The following is an 18,013-nucleotide window of genomic DNA, read 5'->3' as shown; positions in this document are numbered from 1 at the left end:
GTAGAACACGGTATACAGGAAGCCTAAGTGAGTGAAGTTGAGACGAAAGCTCATGGGATCTGGCCGGGGTCGGCGCCGGGCCCGCGGGCTGCCGCCGCACGACGCCCGCCGCGGCGAGGCTCACGACCGTCGCCCCGGCGATCACGAGCAGCGCGTGCCGGGCGCCGACGGCGTCGGCGAGGAGGCCGAGCAGCGGCGGTGCGGCGAGCGACGAGATCGTCGAGAACGAGGTCACGACCGAGACGCGCTGCGGCGCCCGCGCGGGGTCGTCGCTCGCCGCCGCGATCGCGACGGGGTTGCCGAGGGCCGTGCCGCAGCCCCACAGCACGACCCCGACGAGGGCGAGCGGCAGAGCGGGCGCGAAGACGAACAGCAGCACGCCGACGAGCGCCGTCGCACCGGAGACCCGCAGCACCCGGACGCGGCCGAACCGGTCGATGAGCCCCGTGCCGAGGAAGCGGAAGGCCGTCATCGACACGAGGAAGGCGCTGTAGGTCGCCGCGGCGACGGCCTCGCCCACGGGGAAGCCGTCGTCGACGGCGATCGCGAGCCAGTTGCCCGCCGAGCCCTCGGCGAGCGACGCCGCGAGCAGCACGACGCCGAGCAGCAGCGTGCGCGGCTCGCCCCACGCCCGCATCGCCTGACGGACGGCCTCGCGGCGGCCGGGGCGGGCGGCGACGGACCCCGTCGCGGTCGTCATCCCGCCGCCGGTGCCGTCCGCGGCGCCGTGCGGACGCGGCGCGAACCGCATCGAGGGCGCGAGCAGCGCGGCGCGCACCGCGGTGACGAGCATGATCACGATCGGGAACTGCACCGCGGGAGCGACCCCGAACGCGGCGAAGCCGGCGGCGAGCCCCGCGCCGGCGGCCGCGCCGATCGAGAAGCCCGCGTGGAAGTGCGGCAGCACGGTGCGGCCGAGGCGCTGCTCGACGGCGGCCGCCGACACGTTGATCGGCACGTTGATGAACGCGCCGCACAGTCCGTTGAGCACCGCGCCGATCGCGAAGACGGGGATGCTCGAGGTCGCCGTGCCGAGCGCGATGAGCCCGAAGCCGACGAGGTTCGCGCCCGTCGCCGTCGCGAGGGCCGCCCGACTGCCGATGCGCCCCACGACGGCGCCGATCACGAGGGCGCCCGCGAGCGAGCCGAGCCCGCCGATGATGAGGAGCGCGCCGAGCTGCGCCGAGTTCACCCCGAGGTCGTCGCGCACGGCCGGCAGTCGCCCGAGCCACGACGCGTTCGCGAGCCCGAAGAGCGCGAACTGCGCCATGAGCGCCCAACGGGAGGACTGGATCGACGAATCGGGGCGGTGCGGCACCCGCCGACGCTAGCAGCGCGGCGGGCCGGTCTCAGGCGGCGACGGCATCGCGTCGTGCGCCGCGGCGCGGGCGCGCGGTCGCATCCGCCCGGCCCTGCGCGCCGGTGCGAGCGAGCCAGCCGGCCCGCCGCTCGGCCGACGCGAAGCGCACCGAGGCGAGGCGCGTGATGCCGGTCGTGCGGATGCCCGTGAAGCCGAGGGTCGCGCGGGAGATCGCGGTGTCGCTCGCCGTGCGGTAGACGAAGCGGTGCCAGAAGCCGGGGGAGTCCATCGTCATGACGATGCGCGCGGTGCGGCCGGTCAGCAGTCGCTCGGAGATCGGCCCGGACCCGCGCGCGAACGCGAAGCCCGAGAGGAAGACGCGGTCGAAGAACGCCGAGAGCGCGGCGGGGTAGGTGCCCCACCACTGCGGATAGACGATGAGGAGGTGGTCGGCCCACTCGACGTCGTCGATCATGGCGACGATCCCGGGGTCGAGGTGGTCGCGCGAGCCGTCGCGGCCGATGTGGAGGTCGGCCTGGCCGACCGGGTCGTGCGGGAAGCGGCGTTCGGCGAGGTCGATGACGCGCACCTCCGCGCCGGCGGCGCGGGCGGCGTCGGCGTAGGAGGCGGCGAGCGCGTGGCCGAAGCTGCCGGCGAGCGGGTGGCCGATGACGACGAGGACGTTCATGATGCGGTTCCCTTCGGAGCGTCGAGGTGGTGCACGAGAGCGGTGAGTTCGGCGTTGAGGCGGCCGAGGTCGAGCGGCAGGCCGGCGACCTCGGACTCGAAGGCGTCGGCGAGCACCGGCATCGACCGCGCGACGAGGGCGCGGCCCTCGTCGGTGAGCCGCAGCACGAGGCGCCGGGCGTTGGCCGGGTCGGGCTGGGCGAGCACGTACCCGGCCTCGAGGAAGGCGGGCAGGCGCTTGGAGACGGCGGCTTTGGAGACGTGGAGGCAGGACGCGAGCTCGGTGAGGTCGGGATGCCCGTCGGATTCGTTGTTCGCGAGGATCGCGAGGAACTCGAACCAGCTGTACCCGATGCCGACGTGCTCGCGCAGCGCAGCGTCGGCGATCGAGTCGATGCGGTCGACGAGCTCGTGCAGCGTGACGGTGAGGTGGTCGCCGAGCGGACTGGTCGCGGGGGTGAACGGGGTGGCCATGCGGCACAGTCAACCCGTTGACGATCAAGGTGTCAACGGGTTGACGAATATCCGTCAACCCGTTGACCGTCGGGCGTCGCGGGCCCCGCGCGGAACGCGTAGATTCGTGGTGCGCCGCCCGAGCGGGCTCCGCGCCGGGACGCCCGATCGCCGACGACCCGCCGACGTGGAACACGAACCGCAGGAGAGACCGCGTGACCGCAGACAGCCCAAGCGATCGCCCTGTCGAGTCGGATGCGCCTGCCGAGCCGCCGACCATCGCGAACCGCTGGTACTCGGTCGCGCTCATCGCAGCGATCGGATTCGCCGTGACGGCCTCCGCGCTCACGGCGCTGACGAACGCCTACCTCCAGACGCCGGACGAGACGGCGCACCTCGACTACGCCGTCCAGGTGTGGCACGGCGCCCTGCCCGTCTTCGAGAACGGGCCGGCCATCGCTCCGCCGTTCGGCGCGATCCCGCCGGTGCAGTGGGTGGCGCAGCATCCGCCGCTCTTCTACGCCCTGCTCGCCCCGGTCGTCGGTCCGCTCGTCGACGCCGGCCGCTATCCCGACGCGGTCCTGGCCGGGCGGCTCATGAACTCGCTGCTCTCCGGGGTCGCCGTGCTCGCCGTCTGGTGGGCGGCGCGGCGCCTGCACCCGACCCGTCCGGCCGTCGCACCCGTCGCGGCGATCGCCGCCGCGATGACCGGGATGCTGCTCCTCGTCGGCGGGGCGATCTACAGCGACCAGCTCGTCATCGTGTTCGCCGCGCTGGCCGTCGGCGTCGCCGCCTCCGTGCTGCGCAACGGCGTGACGACCCGGCTGATGGTCGCCGCGGTGCTCGTGGCCACCGGCGGCATGCTCAGTCGGCTCGCGTTCGCGCTGTTCCTCGTCGCGCTGGTCGCCGCCGTCATCCTCGCGCCGGCGGTCGCCGGCAGTCGCTGGCGGGGATGGGCGCGGAAACTCCTCGCACTCGCGCTCATGGCCGCGGTCACCGCGGTTTCGAGCGGCTGGTTCTACCTCCGCAACCAGCGTCTGACCGGTCATATCGCGGGAGGTCACTCGGACTGGTCGGCCGAGCACCTCGGGCGGGTCTCGCGTTCGCTCTCCGACGTGGCGACGGACATGGCGTTCTGGACGAAGCTCCTCGGCGTCTACCGGTTCAACGCGCCGATCGACTCGCCCCTGCAGTGGGCGCTCCTCGTCCCGGCCGTCGTGGGCGTGGGCGTCGTCGTCGTGCTCTTCGTCCGCCGGCTCCGGCAGCGCCGTTGGGGCGCCGACCTGTTAATCGTGCCGATGTGCGCGGCGCTCGTGCTCGGGCTGCTGGCCTCCCAGGTGCAGTACACCGCCTTCGGCGGCGGTGTGAACACGCGCTACGTCCTGCCTTTGACGGTGATCACCGCGACCCTCGTCGCGCTCGGACTGACCAACTGGCGGCGCGCCGCCGTCGCGCTCGTCGCCGTCTGGACCGCCGTGGCGTTCTGGCAGTTCGCGTCCTCGACCTCGCTCGATCGCTTCGTCCTCGACGCCGGGAATCTCATGGTCGGGCATGCGCTCTGGGCGCTCGCTGCCGTCTGCGCGCTCGGATTCGTCGCGGCCTTCGCGCTCGGGCACCGACGCCGCGCGGCCCCGACGGCGACACCGGCGGAGCCGCAGCCCCCGGCTGCGACAGCGGCAGCGGCACCGACGGAGCAGCTCGGGGCGTCGGATGCGGCGGCGTCCGAGCCCAGGCCGGCCTCGGCCGCAGCAGAGTAGCGGTTCCACCGATCCGGCCCGCACTCAGAACGCCGGTCGGGAGAACGTCCACTCCGTGATGAACGGCGGGTCCTCGCCGTGCTCGTACGCGTAGCCGCGGGCATCCGCGCGCGCCTTCGCCCACTCCTCGGCGATGCCGAGGATCGCGGGGTTCGACTCGAGCCCGGGCACGCGGTGCAGCACGTCGAGCGCGATGCGGTACCGGTCGAGGTCGTTGAGATGGAGCATGTCGAACGGCGTCGTCGTCGTGCCCTTCTCCTTGAACCCCCGCACGTGCAGGTTGTCGTGGCCGTGGCGGCGGTAGGTGAGCTGGTGGATGAGCGTCGGATACCCGTGGAAGGCGAACACGATGGGCCGGTCCCGCGTGAAGATCCGGTCGAAGTCCTCGTGGGAGAGCCCGTGCGGATGCTCGCCGGCATCCTGCAGCCGGAACAGGTCGACGACGTTGACGACCCGGATGCGCAGCGTCGGCAGCTTCTCGTGGATGAGCTGCGCCGCCGCGATCGTCTCGGTCGTGGGCACGTCGCCCGCGGCCGCGAGCACGACGTCGGGGTCGGTCGCCGTCGGGTCGGACGGGTCGAAGCCCGGTTCGTACCCCGCCCAGTCCCAGATGCCGACGCCAGCGCGCACGTGCCGCTCGGCTTCCTCCTCGCCGAGCCACTGCGGCTGCGGTTGCTTACCGGCGACCACGACGTTGATGCGGTCCTCCGTGCCGAAGTTGTGCCGCATGACGTGCAGGAGCGTGTTCGCGTCCGGCGGCAGGTAGACCCGCACGAACTCGGACTGCTTCAGCACGACGACGTTGAGGAAGCCGGGGTCCTGGTGCGAGAAGCCGTTGTGGTCCTGGCGCCAGACGTGGGACGACAGGAGGTAGGTGAGCGACGAGATCGGCTTGCGCCACTCGACGTGCGAGGCGGACTCGAGCCACTTCGCGTGCTGGTTGAACATCGAGTCGACGATGTGGATGAACGCCTCGTACGAGGTGATGAGCCCGTGCCGGCCGGTGAGCAGGTAGCCCTCGAGCATCCCCTGCATGAGGTGCTCGGAGAGCGCCTCGATGACCTTGCCCTCCCGGGCGAGCAGTTCGTCGTTCGGCACGATCGCCTCGCCCCACTGGCGCCGCGTGACGTCGAACACGCCGTCGAGGCGGTTCGAGAGCACCTCGTCGGGCCCGAAGAGCCGGAAGTCGGGGTTCGCGCCCATGATCCGGCCGAGCCACTTGCCGAAGACCCGGGTGGCCTCGCCGGTCGCGCCGCGCTCGGGCAGGTCGAGGGCGGACTCGGCGACGGGCGGGAGCTCGAGCGCGTGCTCGATGCCGCCGTTGGCGAACGGGATGTCGCTCATGCGCAGCGCGCCGACGGGCCGCAGCGCGTCGAAGCCGGCGGGCGGGCGTCCCTCGTCGTCGAAGAGCTCGTCCGGCCGGTAGGACCGCAGCCACTCCTCCAGGATCGCGAGATGCTCGGGGTTCTCCTTGACGCCGGCGAGCGGCACCTGGTGCGCGTGGAACGTGCCCTCGATCTGCTTGCCGTCGACCTTGGCGGGGCCCGTCCAGCCCTTCGGGGTGCGCAGCACGATGAACGGCCAGCTCGGCCCCTCGTCCTGGAAGCCGCCCTGCTCGGCCTCGAGCTTGATCGCGGCGATCTTGTCGTACGCCTCCGCGAGGCCGGCCGCCATGCGCTCGTGCACCGCGAAGTGGTCCTCGCCGTCGAAGCCGCCGGTGACGAAGATCGGGTCGTAGCCGTTGCCGCGGATGAAGCGGCGGAGTTCCTTCTCGCTGATCCGCGCGAGCAGCGTCGGGTTGGCGATCTTGAAGCCGTTGAGGTGGAGGATCGGCAGCACTGCGCCGTCGGTCTTCGGGTTGAGGAAGGCGTGCGCGCGCCACGAGGCGTTGAGCGGGCCCGTCTCGGCCTCGCCGTCGCCGATGACGCACGCGACGACGAGCTCCGGATTGTCGAGGGCGGCGCCGTAGGCGTGCATGAGCGAGTACCCGAGCTCGCCGCCCTCGTTGATCGACCCCGGCGTCTCCGGCGCCGCGTGCGAGGGGATGCCGCCCGGGAAGGAGAACTGCTTGAACAGCCGCGCGATCCCGTCGCCGTCGAGCGGGATGTCGGGGAAGAGCTCCGAGTACGTGCCGTCGAGCCACGTGTTCGCGACCATCGCCGGCCCGCCGTGGCCGGGGCCGCAGACGTAGAGCGTCGACACCCCGCGCTCGACGATGAGCTTGTTGAGGTGCGCGTAGATGAGGCTGAGTCCCGGGGAGGTGCCCCAGTGCCCGAGCAGTCGGGGCTTGATGTGCTCCGGCCGCAGCGGCTCGGTCAGCAGCGGGTTGTCGAGCAGGTAGATCTGCCCGACGGTGAGGTAGTTGGCGGCGCGCCACCAGGCGTCCACCGTCTCGAGCGGCACGCCCCCCTCGGTTCCCGCATTCTCATCGGTCATCTTCGTCCCCCCGGATCGATCGATGGTTCATCGCGAGCCTAATGCCGAGGATGACTCGGCGACAGGATGCCTCCGGCTCCGCCGCCGTGCGGTTTCAGGGGCAACCCTGATGTCCGGCAAGCGGTTCCCCGCTTAGGCTCGACGCGTCGCGAGATGCGGTACTGCAGGGGGACTGGGTATCGCTGACGCGCCAGGTCGGCCGGGAGCGTGCCCCGAACAGCCGCTCCCGCCGACCCCCTTTCTCCGCCCGCCTCGCTGGTCGAGTAGTGGCGGAGCCGCGTATCGAGACCGAACCGCAGCATTTCCTCGCTGGTCGAGTAGTGGCGGAGCCGCGTATCGAGACCCGGCCGCAGCATCCCAGGGATGCCGATCCGCACCGCCGCTCGACGCGACCGGCGGGTTGTCTAGGCTGGCGGGCGATGCTCCAGATCGCCACCGGCTTCGTCGTCATCGGCCTCGCCGTGCTCGTCGGCTGGATCGTGGCGCGCACGGGCATCCTCGACGCGAGCGCCCGGCTCGTGCTCACCCGCCTCTCGTTCACCGTGCTCGGCCCGTTCCTGCTCTTCTCCGTGCTCTCGACGGCCGACGTCGGCGCGCTCTTCTCGACGCTGCTGCCGGTGTCCGCGCTCGCCGCGTTCACGGTGATGGCGCTGTTCGCGCTCGTCGCCCTGCTGATCTGGCGCCGCCGCTTCCCCGAAACGGTCATCGGGATGCTCTCGAGCGGCTACGTCAACGGCAACAACATGGGCATCCCGATCGCGACCTACATGCTCGGCAACGCCGCGTACTCGGCACCAGTCATGCTGCTGCAACTGCTCTGCATCGCGCCGCTCGCCCTCGCGACCCTGGATGCGACCGTGAACCACCGCGGTCGCGGCGTGTGGCCCGTGCTCAAGGGCATGCTGACGAACCCGATCATCGTCGGCTCCCTCGCCGGCGTGCTCGTCGCGCTCTCGGGCATCGAGCTGCCGCCGATCGTCATGGACCCCGTCGAGCTCATCGGTCACGCCTCGGTGCCGGTCATCCTCATCGCGTTCGGGATGTCGTTGCAGGGCCAGCGCATCCTCGCCCCCGGCACGGGCCGGCGGCGCGACGTCGTGCTCGCCACCGTGCTCAACCTCGTCGTGATGCCCCTGGCGGCGTGGGCCATCGGCCGGTTCGTGTTCGGGCTGGGCGGCGGCGAGCTCTACGCGGTCACCGTGCTCGCGGCGCTGCCGACCGGGCAGAACGTGTTCGTCTACGCGCAGCAGTACCGCACGGGCGAGGTCGTCGCCCGCGACACGATCTTCATCACGACGCTCGGCGCGGTGCCGGTGCTCATCCTCATCGCACTGCTGCTCGCCCCCGCCGCCTAACCCGCCCCGAGCTCCCCGCGCTCGCGCGCCGCGCCCGCGCCCCCGCGCGCCCGCGCCCCCCGCCCCCCATCGAACGGTCGCAAATCGTCCCTTCGCCGCTCCGAATACGACGGTTTGCGACCGTTCGATGAGATGGAGTGGGCGGGTGGGGCGAGGAAAGGGCGGGAGGGGGAGCGCGAGGGAGGGAGAGGGGATGCGCGGGAGGGGGAGCGCGAGGAAGCGGGAGTGGGTGTGCGGGAGGGGGAGTGGGTGTGCGGGAGGGGGAGCGCGAGGGAGGGGGAGTGAGTGTGCGCGAGGGGGAGTGGGTGCGCGGAAGCGACACGGAAGGCGCGTGGGAGGATTGCGAGGGTGAGCTCCCTGACCGATCTGCTGCCGGATCCTTACGACCCGGACGACATGTACCTCGCGTTCGTCGAGTGGGCGGAGTCGCGCGGGCTCTCGCTCTACCCCGCGCAGGACGAGTCGGTGATGGAGCTCGTGACGGGCGCCAACCTCATCCTCTCGACGCCGACCGGCACGGGGAAGTCGATGGTCGCGATCGCGGCCCACGCCGTCGCGCTCGCGCAGGGCGGCCGCAGCTACTACACGGCGCCGATCAAGGCCCTCGTGAGCGAGAAGTTCTTCCAGCTCGTCGAGGTGTTCGGGGCGCAGAACGTCGGCATGGTCACGGGCGACTCGTCGGTCAACGCGGATGCGCCGATCGTGTGCTGCACGGCGGAGATCCTCGCGAACCTCGCGCTGCGCCAGGGCGAGAACGCGCCCGTCGACCAGGTCGTCATGGACGAGTTCCATTACTACGGCGACCAGGACCGCGGGTGGGCGTGGCAGGTGCCGCTCATCACGCTGACGAACGCCCAGTTCGTGCTCATGTCGGCGACCCTCGGCGACGTGACGAAGATCGTCGCCGACCTCGAGCGACGCACGCAGCGACCGGTCGCGGAGGTCACCGGCGTCGAGCGCCCGGTGCCGCTGTCGTATTCCTACGTCGACACCCCGGTGCACGAGACCGTCGAGGAGCTGCTCGACACGAAGCAGGCGCCGATCTACGTCGTGCACTTCTCGCAGGCCGCCGCGCTCGAGCGGGCGCAGGCGCTGTCCTCCATCCGCATCGTGAGCCGCGAGCAGCGCGACGAGATCGCCGACGCCATCGGCGGCTTCCGCTTCACGACCGCGTTCGGGCAGACGCTCTCCCGGCTCGTGCGCTCGGGCATCGGCGTGCACCACGCCGGGATGCTGCCCCGCTACCGGCGCCTCGTCGAGACGCTCGCTCAGCAGGGGCTGCTGCGCGTCATCTGCGGCACCGACACCCTCGGCGTCGGCATCAACGTCCCGATCCGCACGGTGCTGATCACGGCGCTCTCGAAGTACGACGGCACGAAGATGCGCCAGATCGGGGCGCGCGAGTTCCACCAGATCTCGGGCCGCGCCGGCCGCGCCGGCTACGACACCGCGGGCACCGTCGTCGTCGAGGCGCCCGAGCACGACATCGAGAACGCCGCCGCCGTGCGCAAGGCGGGCGACGACCCGAAGAAGCTCAAGAAGGTCGTGCGCAAGAAGGCGCCCGCCGGCCAGATCAACTGGACCGAGTCGAGCTTCGATCGACTGATCGCCGCCGAGCCCGAGCCGCTGACGAGCCACCTCGAGATGACCGCGGCGATCCTCATCAACCTCATCGCGCGCGGCGGCGACGTCTTCGGCCACGTCAAGCGCTTCGTCTTCGACAACCACGAGCCGCGCCGCCGCCAGTACGAGCTCGCGCGCCGTGCGATCTCGATCTTCCGCACCCTCGTGCAGGCCGAGGTCGTCGAGATCGTGCGGAGCGAGGCATCCGCCCCGCTCGTCAGGCTCACGGTCGACCTGCAGCCGAACTTCGCGCTCAACCAGCCGCTCTCGCCGTTCGCGCTCGCCGCGATCGACCTGCTCGACCCGGATGACACGGCGGGCGGCGTGGGGACCGGCCACTACGCCCTCGACGTCGTCTCGATCATCGAGTCGACCCTCGACGACCCGCGCCAGATCCTCGGCCAGCAGGAGTACAAGGCGCGGGGCGAGGCCGTCGGCGCGATGAAGCGCGACGGCGTCGAGTACGAGGAGCGCATGGAGCTCCTCGAGGAGGTCACCTACCCGAAGCCGCTCGACGATCTGCTCGCGCAGGCCTACGAGACCTTCGCGACGAGCCAGCCGTGGGTGCGCGACTTCCAGCTCTCGCCGAAATCGGTCGTGCGCGACATGTTCGAACGGGCGATGACGTTCGCCGAGTTCACGAACTTCTACCAGCTCGCCCGCTCCGAGGGGCTCGTGCTGCGCTACCTCTCCGACGCGTTCCGCGCGATCCGGCAGACGGTGCCCGAGGAGGCGAAGACCGAGGAACTGCGCGACCTCATCGAGTGGCTCGGCGAGCTCGTGCGACAGGTCGACTCCTCGCTCGTCGACGAGTGGGCCGAGCTCATCGACCCGACCCACGACCCCGCGAGCGACGCGCCCGTCGTGCCGCCGGCCCCGCCGTCGGTGCTCACGAACCGTCGCGCGTTCCTCGTGCTCGTGCGCAACGAGCTCTGGCGCCGCGTCTCGCTCGCGGCGCTCGAGCGCGACGAGGAGCTCGCCGAGCTCGACCCCGGCTTCGACTGGGGTGCCGCCCTCGACGCCTACTACGACGAGCACGAGGAGATCGGCGTGGATGCGGCGGCGCGCTCGCCGAAGCTCGTCACGATCGACGAGGATGCCTCGCCGGGCACGTGGCTCGTCGAGCAGACGATCGCGGACCCGGAGGGGAACCACGACTGGCGGCTCCGCGCCGAGGTCGACCTCGAGGCCTCCGTCGAGGCGGGCGTCGCGGTCGTGGCGGTGACGGGGTTCGTGCGGCTGTAGCGGTCTCCGTCGGGCGGGCAGCGGAGCGCATCGAGACTTGGTGAGTCGACCTACCGGGGTCTCGATACGTCGCTGGCGCGCCTCCGCGAGCAGCGAGACGTCGCCTGCTCCCATGAGCGAACCCGGCTGGCGGCCCGCCGCTGCCTGGTCGAGGTCGGCATCCTCGAACGCCGCCGCGATGGCTCGGAGTACGCGCTCGCGGAGTGACGGCGCCGAGGGCGGATGTCGACGCGACCGCGATCCGACGACTCGGTTGCGCACGATCTGACGACTCGATAGCGTCGAAATTGACGACTGAAGAGCTTGCAAATTGACGACTTAGTCTCTTCCGATCTGACGACTGGAGGTCACGGTGGCGTATCTGCCGCGAATTGCCGACGACGAACTCGATGCTGCACTGCGCCGCTCCGGCGCCGTGCTCATCGAGGGGCCGAAGGCGTGCGGCAAGACCGCGACCGCCGGGCGACGGGCCGCGAGCATCGTCCGCGTCGACACGGACCTCGGTGTCGCAGCGCAGATCGCCGTCGATCCATCGCTCGTGCTGGAGGGGGCCGAACCCCGGCTGCTCGACGAATGGCAGTTGCAACCGCAGCTGTGGAACGCCGTCCGACGCGCCGTCGACGAGGGCGAAGCTCGCGGGCGCTTCATCCTGACGGGTTCCACGGCGCCGGCGGCCGCGGCCGTACGGCACTCCGGCGCGGGCCGCTTCGCCCGGCTCCGCATGCGCACCCTGACGCTCGCCGAGAGCGGCCACTCCGAGGCATCCGTCTCGCTCGCCGCACTGCTCGCGGGCGAGCCGCCGCGCGCGGCGACTGCCGCCCTCGAATTCAGCGGGCTGCTCGAGCGCATCGCCCGCGGCGGGTGGCCCGGAATCGCCGATCTCGACTTGCGCGACGCGCTCGCGAGCATCCGCGACTACGCGGACACGGTCGCGACCGTCGACATCGACTCGGCGGGCAAGTCCCGGGACGCAGGTCGCGTCCGTCGGCTCATGTCGGCACTCGCGAGGTCGACCGCGACCGAGGTCACGATCTCGACCCTCGCGAACGACGAGACGTCGCTCTCCCGAGACGCCGTGCGCGACTACCTCGATGCGCTCGCCCGGATCTTCGTGATCGAGGACCAGCCCGCGTGGTCGACCCACCTCCGCTCGTCCGCGACGCTCCGCAAGGAGCCGAAGCGGCACTTCTGCGACCCGTCGCTCGCGCTCGCGCTCGTCGGCGGCGACGAGCGGGCGATCAGAAGCGATCTCGCGTACGCGGGCCAGTTGTTCGAGTCGCTCGCCGTGCACGAACTCCGCGTGCTCGCGCAGCCGCTCGGCGGCGAGGTGTTCCACGCTCGCGACTCCGTCGGCCGGGAGGTCGACGCGATCGTCCAGTTCCCCGACGGCCGTTGGGCGGGCTTCGAAGTGAAGCTGGGCGCCGGGCCGGACACGGTCGACGCCGCCGCGACGTCGCTGGCGGCGTTCGCGGCGAACGTGCACACGCCCGCCGCATCCGCCCCGCCCGTGCTCACCGTGCTCACCGGCACCGGTGCGTCCTACCGCCGCCCCGACGGCGTGAATGTCGTCGCGATCGGTGCGCTCGGCCGCTGATTCCCGGGCGGTCGTCCGGCTCAGGCCCGCGTCGCCTCCAGGTAGGCGAGGAGCGCCCGCACGCGGCGGTGGTCGTCGCGGGGGTGGGCTCAGCCCGCCGCCCGGGCGTAGCGCTCGCCGAGGACGCGGAGGTGCTCGCGGAGCTCCTCCGGCGAGTCGACGGTGAAGTCGAGCCCCAGCATCCCGATGTAGGCGGCGACCGTGGCGAGGCTGTCGGCGCCGGTGACGAGGACGCTCTCGGACTCGGCGACGGCCTCCACCACGCCGACGGCCGGATTGATGCGCGAGAGCACCTCCTCGGCGGAAGCCGGCACCCGGATGCGCGCGTGGACGTTCCAGCCGGACTCGGCGATGCGGTGCATGGCGAAGGCCGTGTAGTCGCCGCCGGGTACGAGCCGCGGTCGGAACGGCTTCCGCGTCGGCGGTCGCAGCCGGAGCCGGTCGGCCCGGAAGATCTCCCACCCGCCGCTCGCAGGGTCGCGGGCGACGAGGTACCAGCGGCGCTGCCAGGCCAGCAGTCGATACGGCTCGACGAGCCGGCTCGCCCCGGCCTCGTCGAAGCGCAGGTGCTCGGCGGCGCGCACCGCGGTCGCGATGCCGCGCAGCACGCCGGGGTCGACGACGGGGTCGGGGGCGTCGGTGCCCGTGTTCTCGGGAGCGCGGTCGACGGTGTGCGCGACGGCGTCGACGAGGGGGCGCAGGCGCGACGGGAGCACCTGCTCGAGCTTGGCGAGGGCCCGGCCGCCGGCCTCCTCGACGCCCGCGATGCCCGTCGCTCCGTAGAGCCCGACGGCGACCGCGACCGCCTCGTCGTCGTCGAGCAGCAGCGGCGGCAGTTGCGCGCCGCGGCCGAGGCGGTAGCCGCCGATCGGGCCGCGATCGGCCTCGACGGGGTAGTCGAGCGCGCGGAGCCGTTCGACGTCGTTGCGGACGGTGCGGGTGGAGACCCCGAGCCGTTCGGCGAGTTCCGTGCCGCTCCACCGCGGCCGCGATTGCAGCAGGCCGAGCAGGGCGAGCATCCGGGCGGCGGTGTCGGCCATCGTGGTCGGGTTCCTCTCATGCGGAAGAGAACGTTCCTATACGAACCGTAGCGTCGGAGACATGGAAACCACCGATACCGCCACCGAACCGAACGCCGCCCTGCCGATGGTCGTCACCGGCATCCGGCCCTTCCGCGTCGAGGTCCCGCAGGCCGACCTCGACGACCTCGCGGACCGCCTCGCGCGCACCCGCCTCCCGCAGCCCGCCCCGGTCGACGACTGGGCGGCCGGCACCCCGAACACCTACCTCGCCGCCGCGCTCGACGCCTGGCGCGCCTTCGACTGGCGCGCGTTCGAGGCCCGCCTCAACGAGCTGCCCCGCTTCACCGCCGAGGTCGACGGCCAGCCGATCGCCTTCGTGCACGTGGTCTCGCCGCACCCCGAGGCCACCCCGCTGCTGCTCGCGCACACCTACCCGGGCAACGGCACCGACTACCTCGAGCTCGTCGACGCGCTCGTCGACCCGGTCGCCCACGGCGGCCGCGCCGAGGACGCCTTCAGCGTCGTCATCCCGGATGCCCCGGGCTTCGGCTTCTCGAACCCCGTGCGCGAGCTCGGGTGGACGACCGCGCGCACCGCCCGCGCCTACGACGCCCTCATGCGCGCCCTCGGGTACGAGCGCTACGGCGTGCACGGCTCCGACAACGGCGCGATGGTCGCCCGGGAACTCGGCCTGCTCGCCCCGGAGGGCTTCCTCGGCCTCCACGTGCTCCAGCTGTTCTCGTTCCCCTCGGGCGACCCCGAGGAGTTCGCGTCGCTCGAGCCCGCCGACTACGCGGCCCTCGAGTTCCTCGGTTGGTTCCAGCAGGTCGGCGGCTACAACGCGATGAACGCCTCGCGGCCGCAGACGGTGGCCGTCGGCCTCAGCGACTCGCCGATCGGGCTGCTCGCGTACAGCGAGCTGTTCGAGTCGTTCGGCAACGGCACCGCGAAGGTGCCGCTCGACAAGGTGATCGCCGCGGTCTCGATCGCCTGGTTCACGAACTCGGCGGCCGGGATGTCGCGCAGCTACTGGGAGAACGCCCGAGCCGAGGCCGAGCCCGCGATCAACCACGCGCCGACGGGCGTCGCGGTCTTCGCCGACGACTTCCAGACGATCCGCGCCTTCGCCGAGCGCGACAACGACGCCATCGTGCACTGGAGCCGGTTCCCCGAGGGCGGCCACTTCGCCGCGCTCGAGGTGCCCGACGTGCTCGTCGGCGACATCCGGGCGTTCTTCGCGTCCCTCCGCTGACACCCGGGTCGAACCGGCCGTCGCCCGATCGGGCGGCGGCCGGTTCGCCGCGCACGGGGTGCGCACGGGCCTGGACGCCTCCCGAATCGACGACCGGAGCGCTCCTGAATCGACGACTGGATCGTCGCCGAACTGACGATTGGCGTGACGCCACGGTCGACGACGCCCGGCCGGGTTCAGCGCACGGGCAGCGACGCCTCGATCGCCGAGACGATCTCGGGGGCGTCCGGCACCGTCGTCGGGCGGAAGCGCCGCACCGTGCCGTCGGGGGAGACGAGGAACTTCTCGAAGTTCCACTGCACGCGCCCGGCCTTGCCGGTCTCGTCGGCGGTCTCCTTGAGCGCCTGGTAGAGCGGGTGCGCCTTGCCGCCGTTGACCTTGACGCGCTCGAACATCGGGAACGTCACGCCCCACGTCGTCGAGCAGTACTCGGCGATCTTCTCCTCCGAGCCGAGCTCCTGGAGGAACTGGTTGGAAGGGAAGCCGAGCACGGTGAACCCGCGCTCGCCGTACGTGCGCTGGAGCTCTTCGAGGGCTTCGTACTGGGGCGCGAGCCCGCAGCGGGAGGCGACGTTGACGATGAGCTTCACGTCGTCGCCCCACTCGGCGAGGGTGGTCTCGCGGCCGTCGATGGTCGTCAGGGGGATGGTGTCGAGTTCGGCCATGGCTGCAGTCAACTCCTCCGGGGCTGGGAAATCGACTCGAATCCCGGATGTCGTGCGGCGACGCTCAGGCGAGCGCGAACAGGCCCGCGGCGACGAGCGCGAGCACGAGGCCGGTCCACTGGAGCGGGGCGACGCGCTCGCCGAGCACGATCGCGGCGAGCAGGATCGTGCCCGCCGGGTACATCGCCCCGAGCACGGCCGCGACGGCGAGCTCGCCCGCCCGGATGCCGAGCAGCAGCAGCACGTTCGCGGTCGCGTCCACGAGCCCGCACACGATCGCGAGCCGGATGCCGGGGCCGAGGCCGGCCCGCTCCGCGGGCTCGACGGAGCCGTTCGCGCGTCGGGCGGCCCGCGCGCGCAGCGCGGCGACGCCGACCGCCGCGAAGAGCAGCACCCCCATGGCCGTGCGGGCGGCGGCGAGCGGCCAGAGCCCCGAGGCATCCGCCGTGCCGTCGATCACGATGTAGTAGGCGCCGATGCCCGCACCCGCCCCGACCCCGAAGAGGATGCCGCGCAGGCTCGGCCGCACGGCGCCCTCGCCCGGCGCGAGACCCACGAGCACGACCGCGACGAGCGCGATGCCGAGCGCGGCGACGCCGAGCGGGCCGAACGAGTCGCCGGTCGCGAGCCCCCACGCCATCGGCACGACGGCCGAGACGAGCGCGGTGAGGGGCGAGAGGATGCTCATCGGCCCGATCGCGAGGCTCGCGTAGAGCAGGGCGATCCCGACCGCGAGCACGAGTCCCGCCGCGGCGCCGATCGCGAAGTCGGCCGGCGCGGGATCGCCGCCCGTGAAGGGCAGCACGACGAGGAGCGCCGCGAGGCCCGCGACGGCCGAGATCGCCGTCGCGAGCAGCGCGCCGAGGCGGCGGGCGGCGAGCCCGCCGAGGAAGTCGGCCGCGCCGTAGACGAGGGCGCCGCCGAGTGAGAGGACGGCGGTGAGCACGGGCCGATCGTATCGGCAGGCGCCCCGTCGTCGCGGTCCGTCATCCGCTCGCAACACGGCCGGAACGGGACGCGCGATCGGCGTCGTCTAGGCTGGCGGACGTGCCATCGACCCCCGTTTCGCGAGTCCGACGCCTGCGTCGCGCTTTCGTCACGGCCGGGTTCGCGACGTTCGTCGCCGCGCTCGCCCACGTCATCGGCGGCGGCGCGGCTCCGGGCACGCTGACCGTCGTCCTCTCGCTGCTGATCTCGCTGCCGCTCGCCGTGGCGCTCGCCGGCCGCCGGGCCGACTGGCGCACGGCGCTCTCCGTCGGCGTCGCGCAGCTCGCGCTGCACCTGCTCTACTCGCTCGGCCTCGACGGCCGGCACGGCGCGGTCGTCACCTCGAGCGGCGCGCACGCCGGGCACGGCGGGGCGCAGTACGTGAGCATCGACACGAGCGGCGTCGTCGCGGCGCACGGCGCCCACGCGGTCCACGAGCTCATGACGCTCGCGCACGTCGCCGCCGCCGTGCTGACGATCGTCGCCCTCGCGCAGGCCGACCGGGCGCTCGACGCCGCCGGCCGCGCCCTCGCCTCCACGGTGCACGCGATCATCCGCGTCGTCGCCCTCCCGGCTCCGCTGCCCGCGCTCCCGCGGGCGAGTGCTGCCGGCACCGGCTTCCGCCCGGTGAACCCGGCGCTCCGGTTGAGCGCGCTCCGGCACCGCGGTCCTCCGGCCGCCGCGCTCGTCCTCGGCTGACGTCCGCTCCGACCGCGCTGCTCGCGCGGGTGGCACGGCGCGCCGACGGGCGAACGCCGCGCGGCTCCGCCGCACCACCCGAATCGCGGGATCCGGGCATCCTGCCCGCCCGCGAACCAGCATCGCGAACGAAAGCGAACCCCTTCACAATGCGCACGCACACCAAGCTCGTCCTGCCCGCCCTCCTCCTCGGCGCCGGCTTCGCCCTCGCCGCCCCGCTCGCGGCGAGCGCGCACGTCCACGTCACCCCGGGCGAGACCCCGGCCGGCTCTGCCACGGTCATCGAGTTCAGCTCGGGCCACGGCTGCGACGGCTCGCCGACGACGGCCTACACGGTCACGATCCCCGAGGGCTTCGACTCCGTCGCGCCGGTCCTGAACGGCGCCTACGACATCTCCGAGACCCGCGGCGCTGCGAACGCCGACGGCGTCGAGCCCATCGAGACCGTCACCTACACGCCGACGGCGCCCATCACGGACGGGTACTACTCGACGTTCTCGCTCCGCGTCACCCCCGGCGAGGACCTCGTCGGCGAGACGGTCGCATTCCCGGTCCTGCAGACCTGCGTGACCGGCTCGACCGACTGGTCCGGCGACCCCGCCGACGAGTCCGAGGGCTCGACCCCGGCGCCCGCGATCGTCGTGAGCGAGGCGACCGAGGACGACGGCCACGGCCACGCCGCCGCCGAGACCGAGGAGTCCGACGAGCACGCCGAGGCGTCCTCGGACGTCTCCACCGTCGACACCGCCGCCCGGGTGCTCGGCGTCTCGGGCCTCGTCGTCGGCGCCGTCGGCGTCGTCATCGCGGTCCTGGCCCGCCGGAAGCCGGCCGGCAAGTGAGCCGCGCGGCCGACGGTCGTCGCCCCGGTCGCGGGGGCGTCCGCCGTACCGGTGCGGCGGCCGCGGCCGCTCTCGCGGGGGCGGCGCTCGCGCTGCTGC

Annotated in this window: 14 protein-coding genes; 7 read left to right on the top strand and 7 right to left on the bottom strand. The window is 72.5% G+C overall.

The genetic code is table 11. The annotated features are described in order from the left end of the window. From GB864_RS15060 to GB864_RS15050, 3 genes are all read right to left on the bottom strand, one after another. The coding region (locus GB864_RS15060; protein WP_160426509.1) for an MFS transporter at positions 1 to 1,318 on the bottom strand (1,318 nt) is incomplete at its 3' end. A 31-nt stretch (positions 1,319 to 1,349) separates the two neighbouring features. Next, positions 1,350 to 1,988: an NAD(P)H-dependent oxidoreductase gene (locus GB864_RS15055; protein WP_236779163.1), complete on the bottom strand. Its 639-nt coding sequence runs from the start codon at positions 1,986 to 1,988 to the stop codon at positions 1,350 to 1,352. Further along, positions 1,985 to 2,461 (bottom strand): MarR family winged helix-turn-helix transcriptional regulator, encoded by a 477-nt coding sequence (locus GB864_RS15050; RefSeq protein ID WP_160426507.1) that lies wholly within the window; start codon positions 2,459 to 2,461, stop codon positions 1,985 to 1,987. The genes GB864_RS15055 and GB864_RS15050 overlap by 4 nt, the downstream gene beginning before the upstream one ends. Before the next feature lie 194 nt (positions 2,462 to 2,655). On the opposite strand from GB864_RS15050, the gene GB864_RS15045 reads away from it, so the two are divergent. Beyond that, positions 2,656 to 4,197 carry a DUF2142 domain-containing protein gene (locus tag GB864_RS15045; RefSeq protein ID WP_160426505.1) on the top strand — a complete coding sequence of 514 codons (1,542 nt, stop codon included), beginning with the start codon at positions 2,656 to 2,658 and terminating at the stop codon, positions 4,195 to 4,197. A 24-nt stretch (positions 4,198 to 4,221) separates the two neighbouring features. Here the strand turns inward: GB864_RS15045 and GB864_RS15040 are convergent, their stop codons facing one another. Next, positions 4,222 to 6,633: a phosphoketolase family protein gene (locus GB864_RS15040; protein ID WP_160426504.1), complete on the bottom strand. Its 2,412-nt coding sequence runs from the start codon at positions 6,631 to 6,633 to the stop codon at positions 4,222 to 4,224. Between the two features lie 419 nt (positions 6,634 to 7,052). Here GB864_RS15040 and GB864_RS15035 point away from each other — a divergent pair, with 419 nt between their 5' ends. The 3 genes from GB864_RS15035 (at position 7,053) to GB864_RS15025 (ending at position 12,450) form a co-directional block, all read left to right on the top strand. Then, on the top strand, positions 7,053 to 7,988 hold the full coding sequence (locus GB864_RS15035; protein WP_160426501.1) for an AEC family transporter: 936 nt from the start codon (positions 7,053 to 7,055) through the stop codon (positions 7,986 to 7,988). Between the two features lie 396 nt (positions 7,989 to 8,384). Further along, on the top strand, positions 8,385 to 10,856 hold the full coding sequence (locus tag GB864_RS15030) for a DEAD/DEAH box helicase (RefSeq protein WP_160426513.1): 2,472 nt from the start codon (positions 8,385 to 8,387) through the stop codon (positions 10,854 to 10,856). A 352-nt stretch (positions 10,857 to 11,208) separates the two neighbouring features. Beyond that, positions 11,209 to 12,450 carry a DUF4143 domain-containing protein gene (locus GB864_RS15025; protein WP_160426499.1) on the top strand — a complete coding sequence of 414 codons (1,242 nt, stop codon included), beginning with the start codon at positions 11,209 to 11,211 and terminating at the stop codon, positions 12,448 to 12,450. Positions 12,451 to 12,539: 89 nt separating this feature from the next. Here the strand turns inward: GB864_RS15025 and GB864_RS15020 are convergent, their stop codons facing one another. Then, positions 12,540 to 13,490 carry a helix-turn-helix transcriptional regulator gene (locus GB864_RS15020; RefSeq protein ID WP_160426497.1) on the bottom strand — a complete coding sequence of 317 codons (951 nt, stop codon included), beginning with the start codon at positions 13,488 to 13,490 and terminating at the stop codon, positions 12,540 to 12,542. Between the two features lie 61 nt (positions 13,491 to 13,551). On the opposite strand from GB864_RS15020, the gene GB864_RS15015 reads away from it, so the two are divergent. After that, positions 13,552 to 14,724 (top strand): epoxide hydrolase family protein, encoded by a 1,173-nt coding sequence (locus GB864_RS15015; RefSeq protein WP_236779162.1) that lies wholly within the window; start codon positions 13,552 to 13,554, stop codon positions 14,722 to 14,724. A gap of 176 nt (positions 14,725 to 14,900) precedes the next feature. Here the strand turns inward: GB864_RS15015 and GB864_RS15010 are convergent, their stop codons facing one another. Both GB864_RS15010 and GB864_RS15005 read right to left on the bottom strand, forming a co-directional pair. After that, the gene (locus GB864_RS15010; protein WP_160426495.1) at positions 14,901 to 15,389 is read right to left on the bottom strand and encodes a glutathione peroxidase; all 489 of its coding nucleotides are present in this window, start codon (positions 15,387 to 15,389) and stop codon (positions 14,901 to 14,903) included. A gap of 64 nt (positions 15,390 to 15,453) precedes the next feature. Continuing rightward, positions 15,454 to 16,335, bottom strand: a complete 882-nt coding sequence (locus tag GB864_RS15005) for an EamA family transporter (protein WP_160426493.1) — start codon at positions 16,333 to 16,335, stop codon at positions 15,454 to 15,456. A gap of 101 nt (positions 16,336 to 16,436) precedes the next feature. On the opposite strand from GB864_RS15005, the gene GB864_RS15000 reads away from it, so the two are divergent. Next, on the top strand, positions 16,437 to 17,075 hold the full coding sequence (locus GB864_RS15000; RefSeq protein ID WP_160426490.1) for a hypothetical protein: 639 nt from the start codon (positions 16,437 to 16,439) through the stop codon (positions 17,073 to 17,075). Between the two features lie 149 nt (positions 17,076 to 17,224). Further along, complete coding sequence (locus tag GB864_RS14995) at positions 17,225 to 17,914, top strand: DUF1775 domain-containing protein (RefSeq protein ID WP_160426488.1); 690 nt, start codon at positions 17,225 to 17,227, stop codon at positions 17,912 to 17,914. Positions 17,915 to 18,013 lie beyond the last annotated feature (99 nt).

The sequence above is a fragment of the Agromyces seonyuensis genome, from assembly GCF_009789225.1.
GTDB classification, from domain to species: domain Bacteria; phylum Actinomycetota; class Actinomycetes; order Actinomycetales; family Microbacteriaceae; genus Agromyces; species Agromyces seonyuensis.
The sequence above is the reverse complement of the archived record's forward strand: the minus strand, read 5'-3'. Positions and strand labels throughout refer to the sequence as shown.

Excerpts from the sequence above, each read along its gene's own strand:
- GB864_RS15055 (WP_236779163.1), bottom strand. The coding sequence starts at position 1,988 with ATGAACGTCCTCGTCGTCATCGGCCACCCGCTCGCCGGCAGCTTCGGC.
- GB864_RS15050 (WP_160426507.1), bottom strand. The coding sequence starts at position 2,461 with ATGGCCACCCCGTTCACCCCCGCGACCAGTCCGCTCGGCGACCACCTC.
- GB864_RS15040 (WP_160426504.1), bottom strand. The coding sequence starts at position 6,633 with ATGACCGATGAGAATGCGGGAACCGAGGGGGGCGTGCCGCTCGAGACG.
- GB864_RS15035 (WP_160426501.1), top strand. The coding sequence starts at position 7,053 with ATGCTCCAGATCGCCACCGGCTTCGTCGTCATCGGCCTCGCCGTGCTC.
- GB864_RS15030 (WP_160426513.1), top strand. The coding sequence starts at position 8,385 with ATGTACCTCGCGTTCGTCGAGTGGGCGGAGTCGCGCGGGCTCTCGCTC.
- GB864_RS15020 (WP_160426497.1), bottom strand. The coding sequence starts at position 13,490 with ATGGCCGACACCGCCGCCCGGATGCTCGCCCTGCTCGGCCTGCTGCAA.
- GB864_RS15015 (WP_236779162.1), top strand. The coding sequence starts at position 13,552 with ATGGAAACCACCGATACCGCCACCGAACCGAACGCCGCCCTGCCGATG.
- GB864_RS15010 (WP_160426495.1), bottom strand. The coding sequence starts at position 15,389 with ATGGCCGAACTCGACACCATCCCCCTGACGACCATCGACGGCCGCGAG.
- GB864_RS14995 (WP_160426488.1), top strand. The coding sequence starts at position 17,225 with ATGCGCACGCACACCAAGCTCGTCCTGCCCGCCCTCCTCCTCGGCGCC.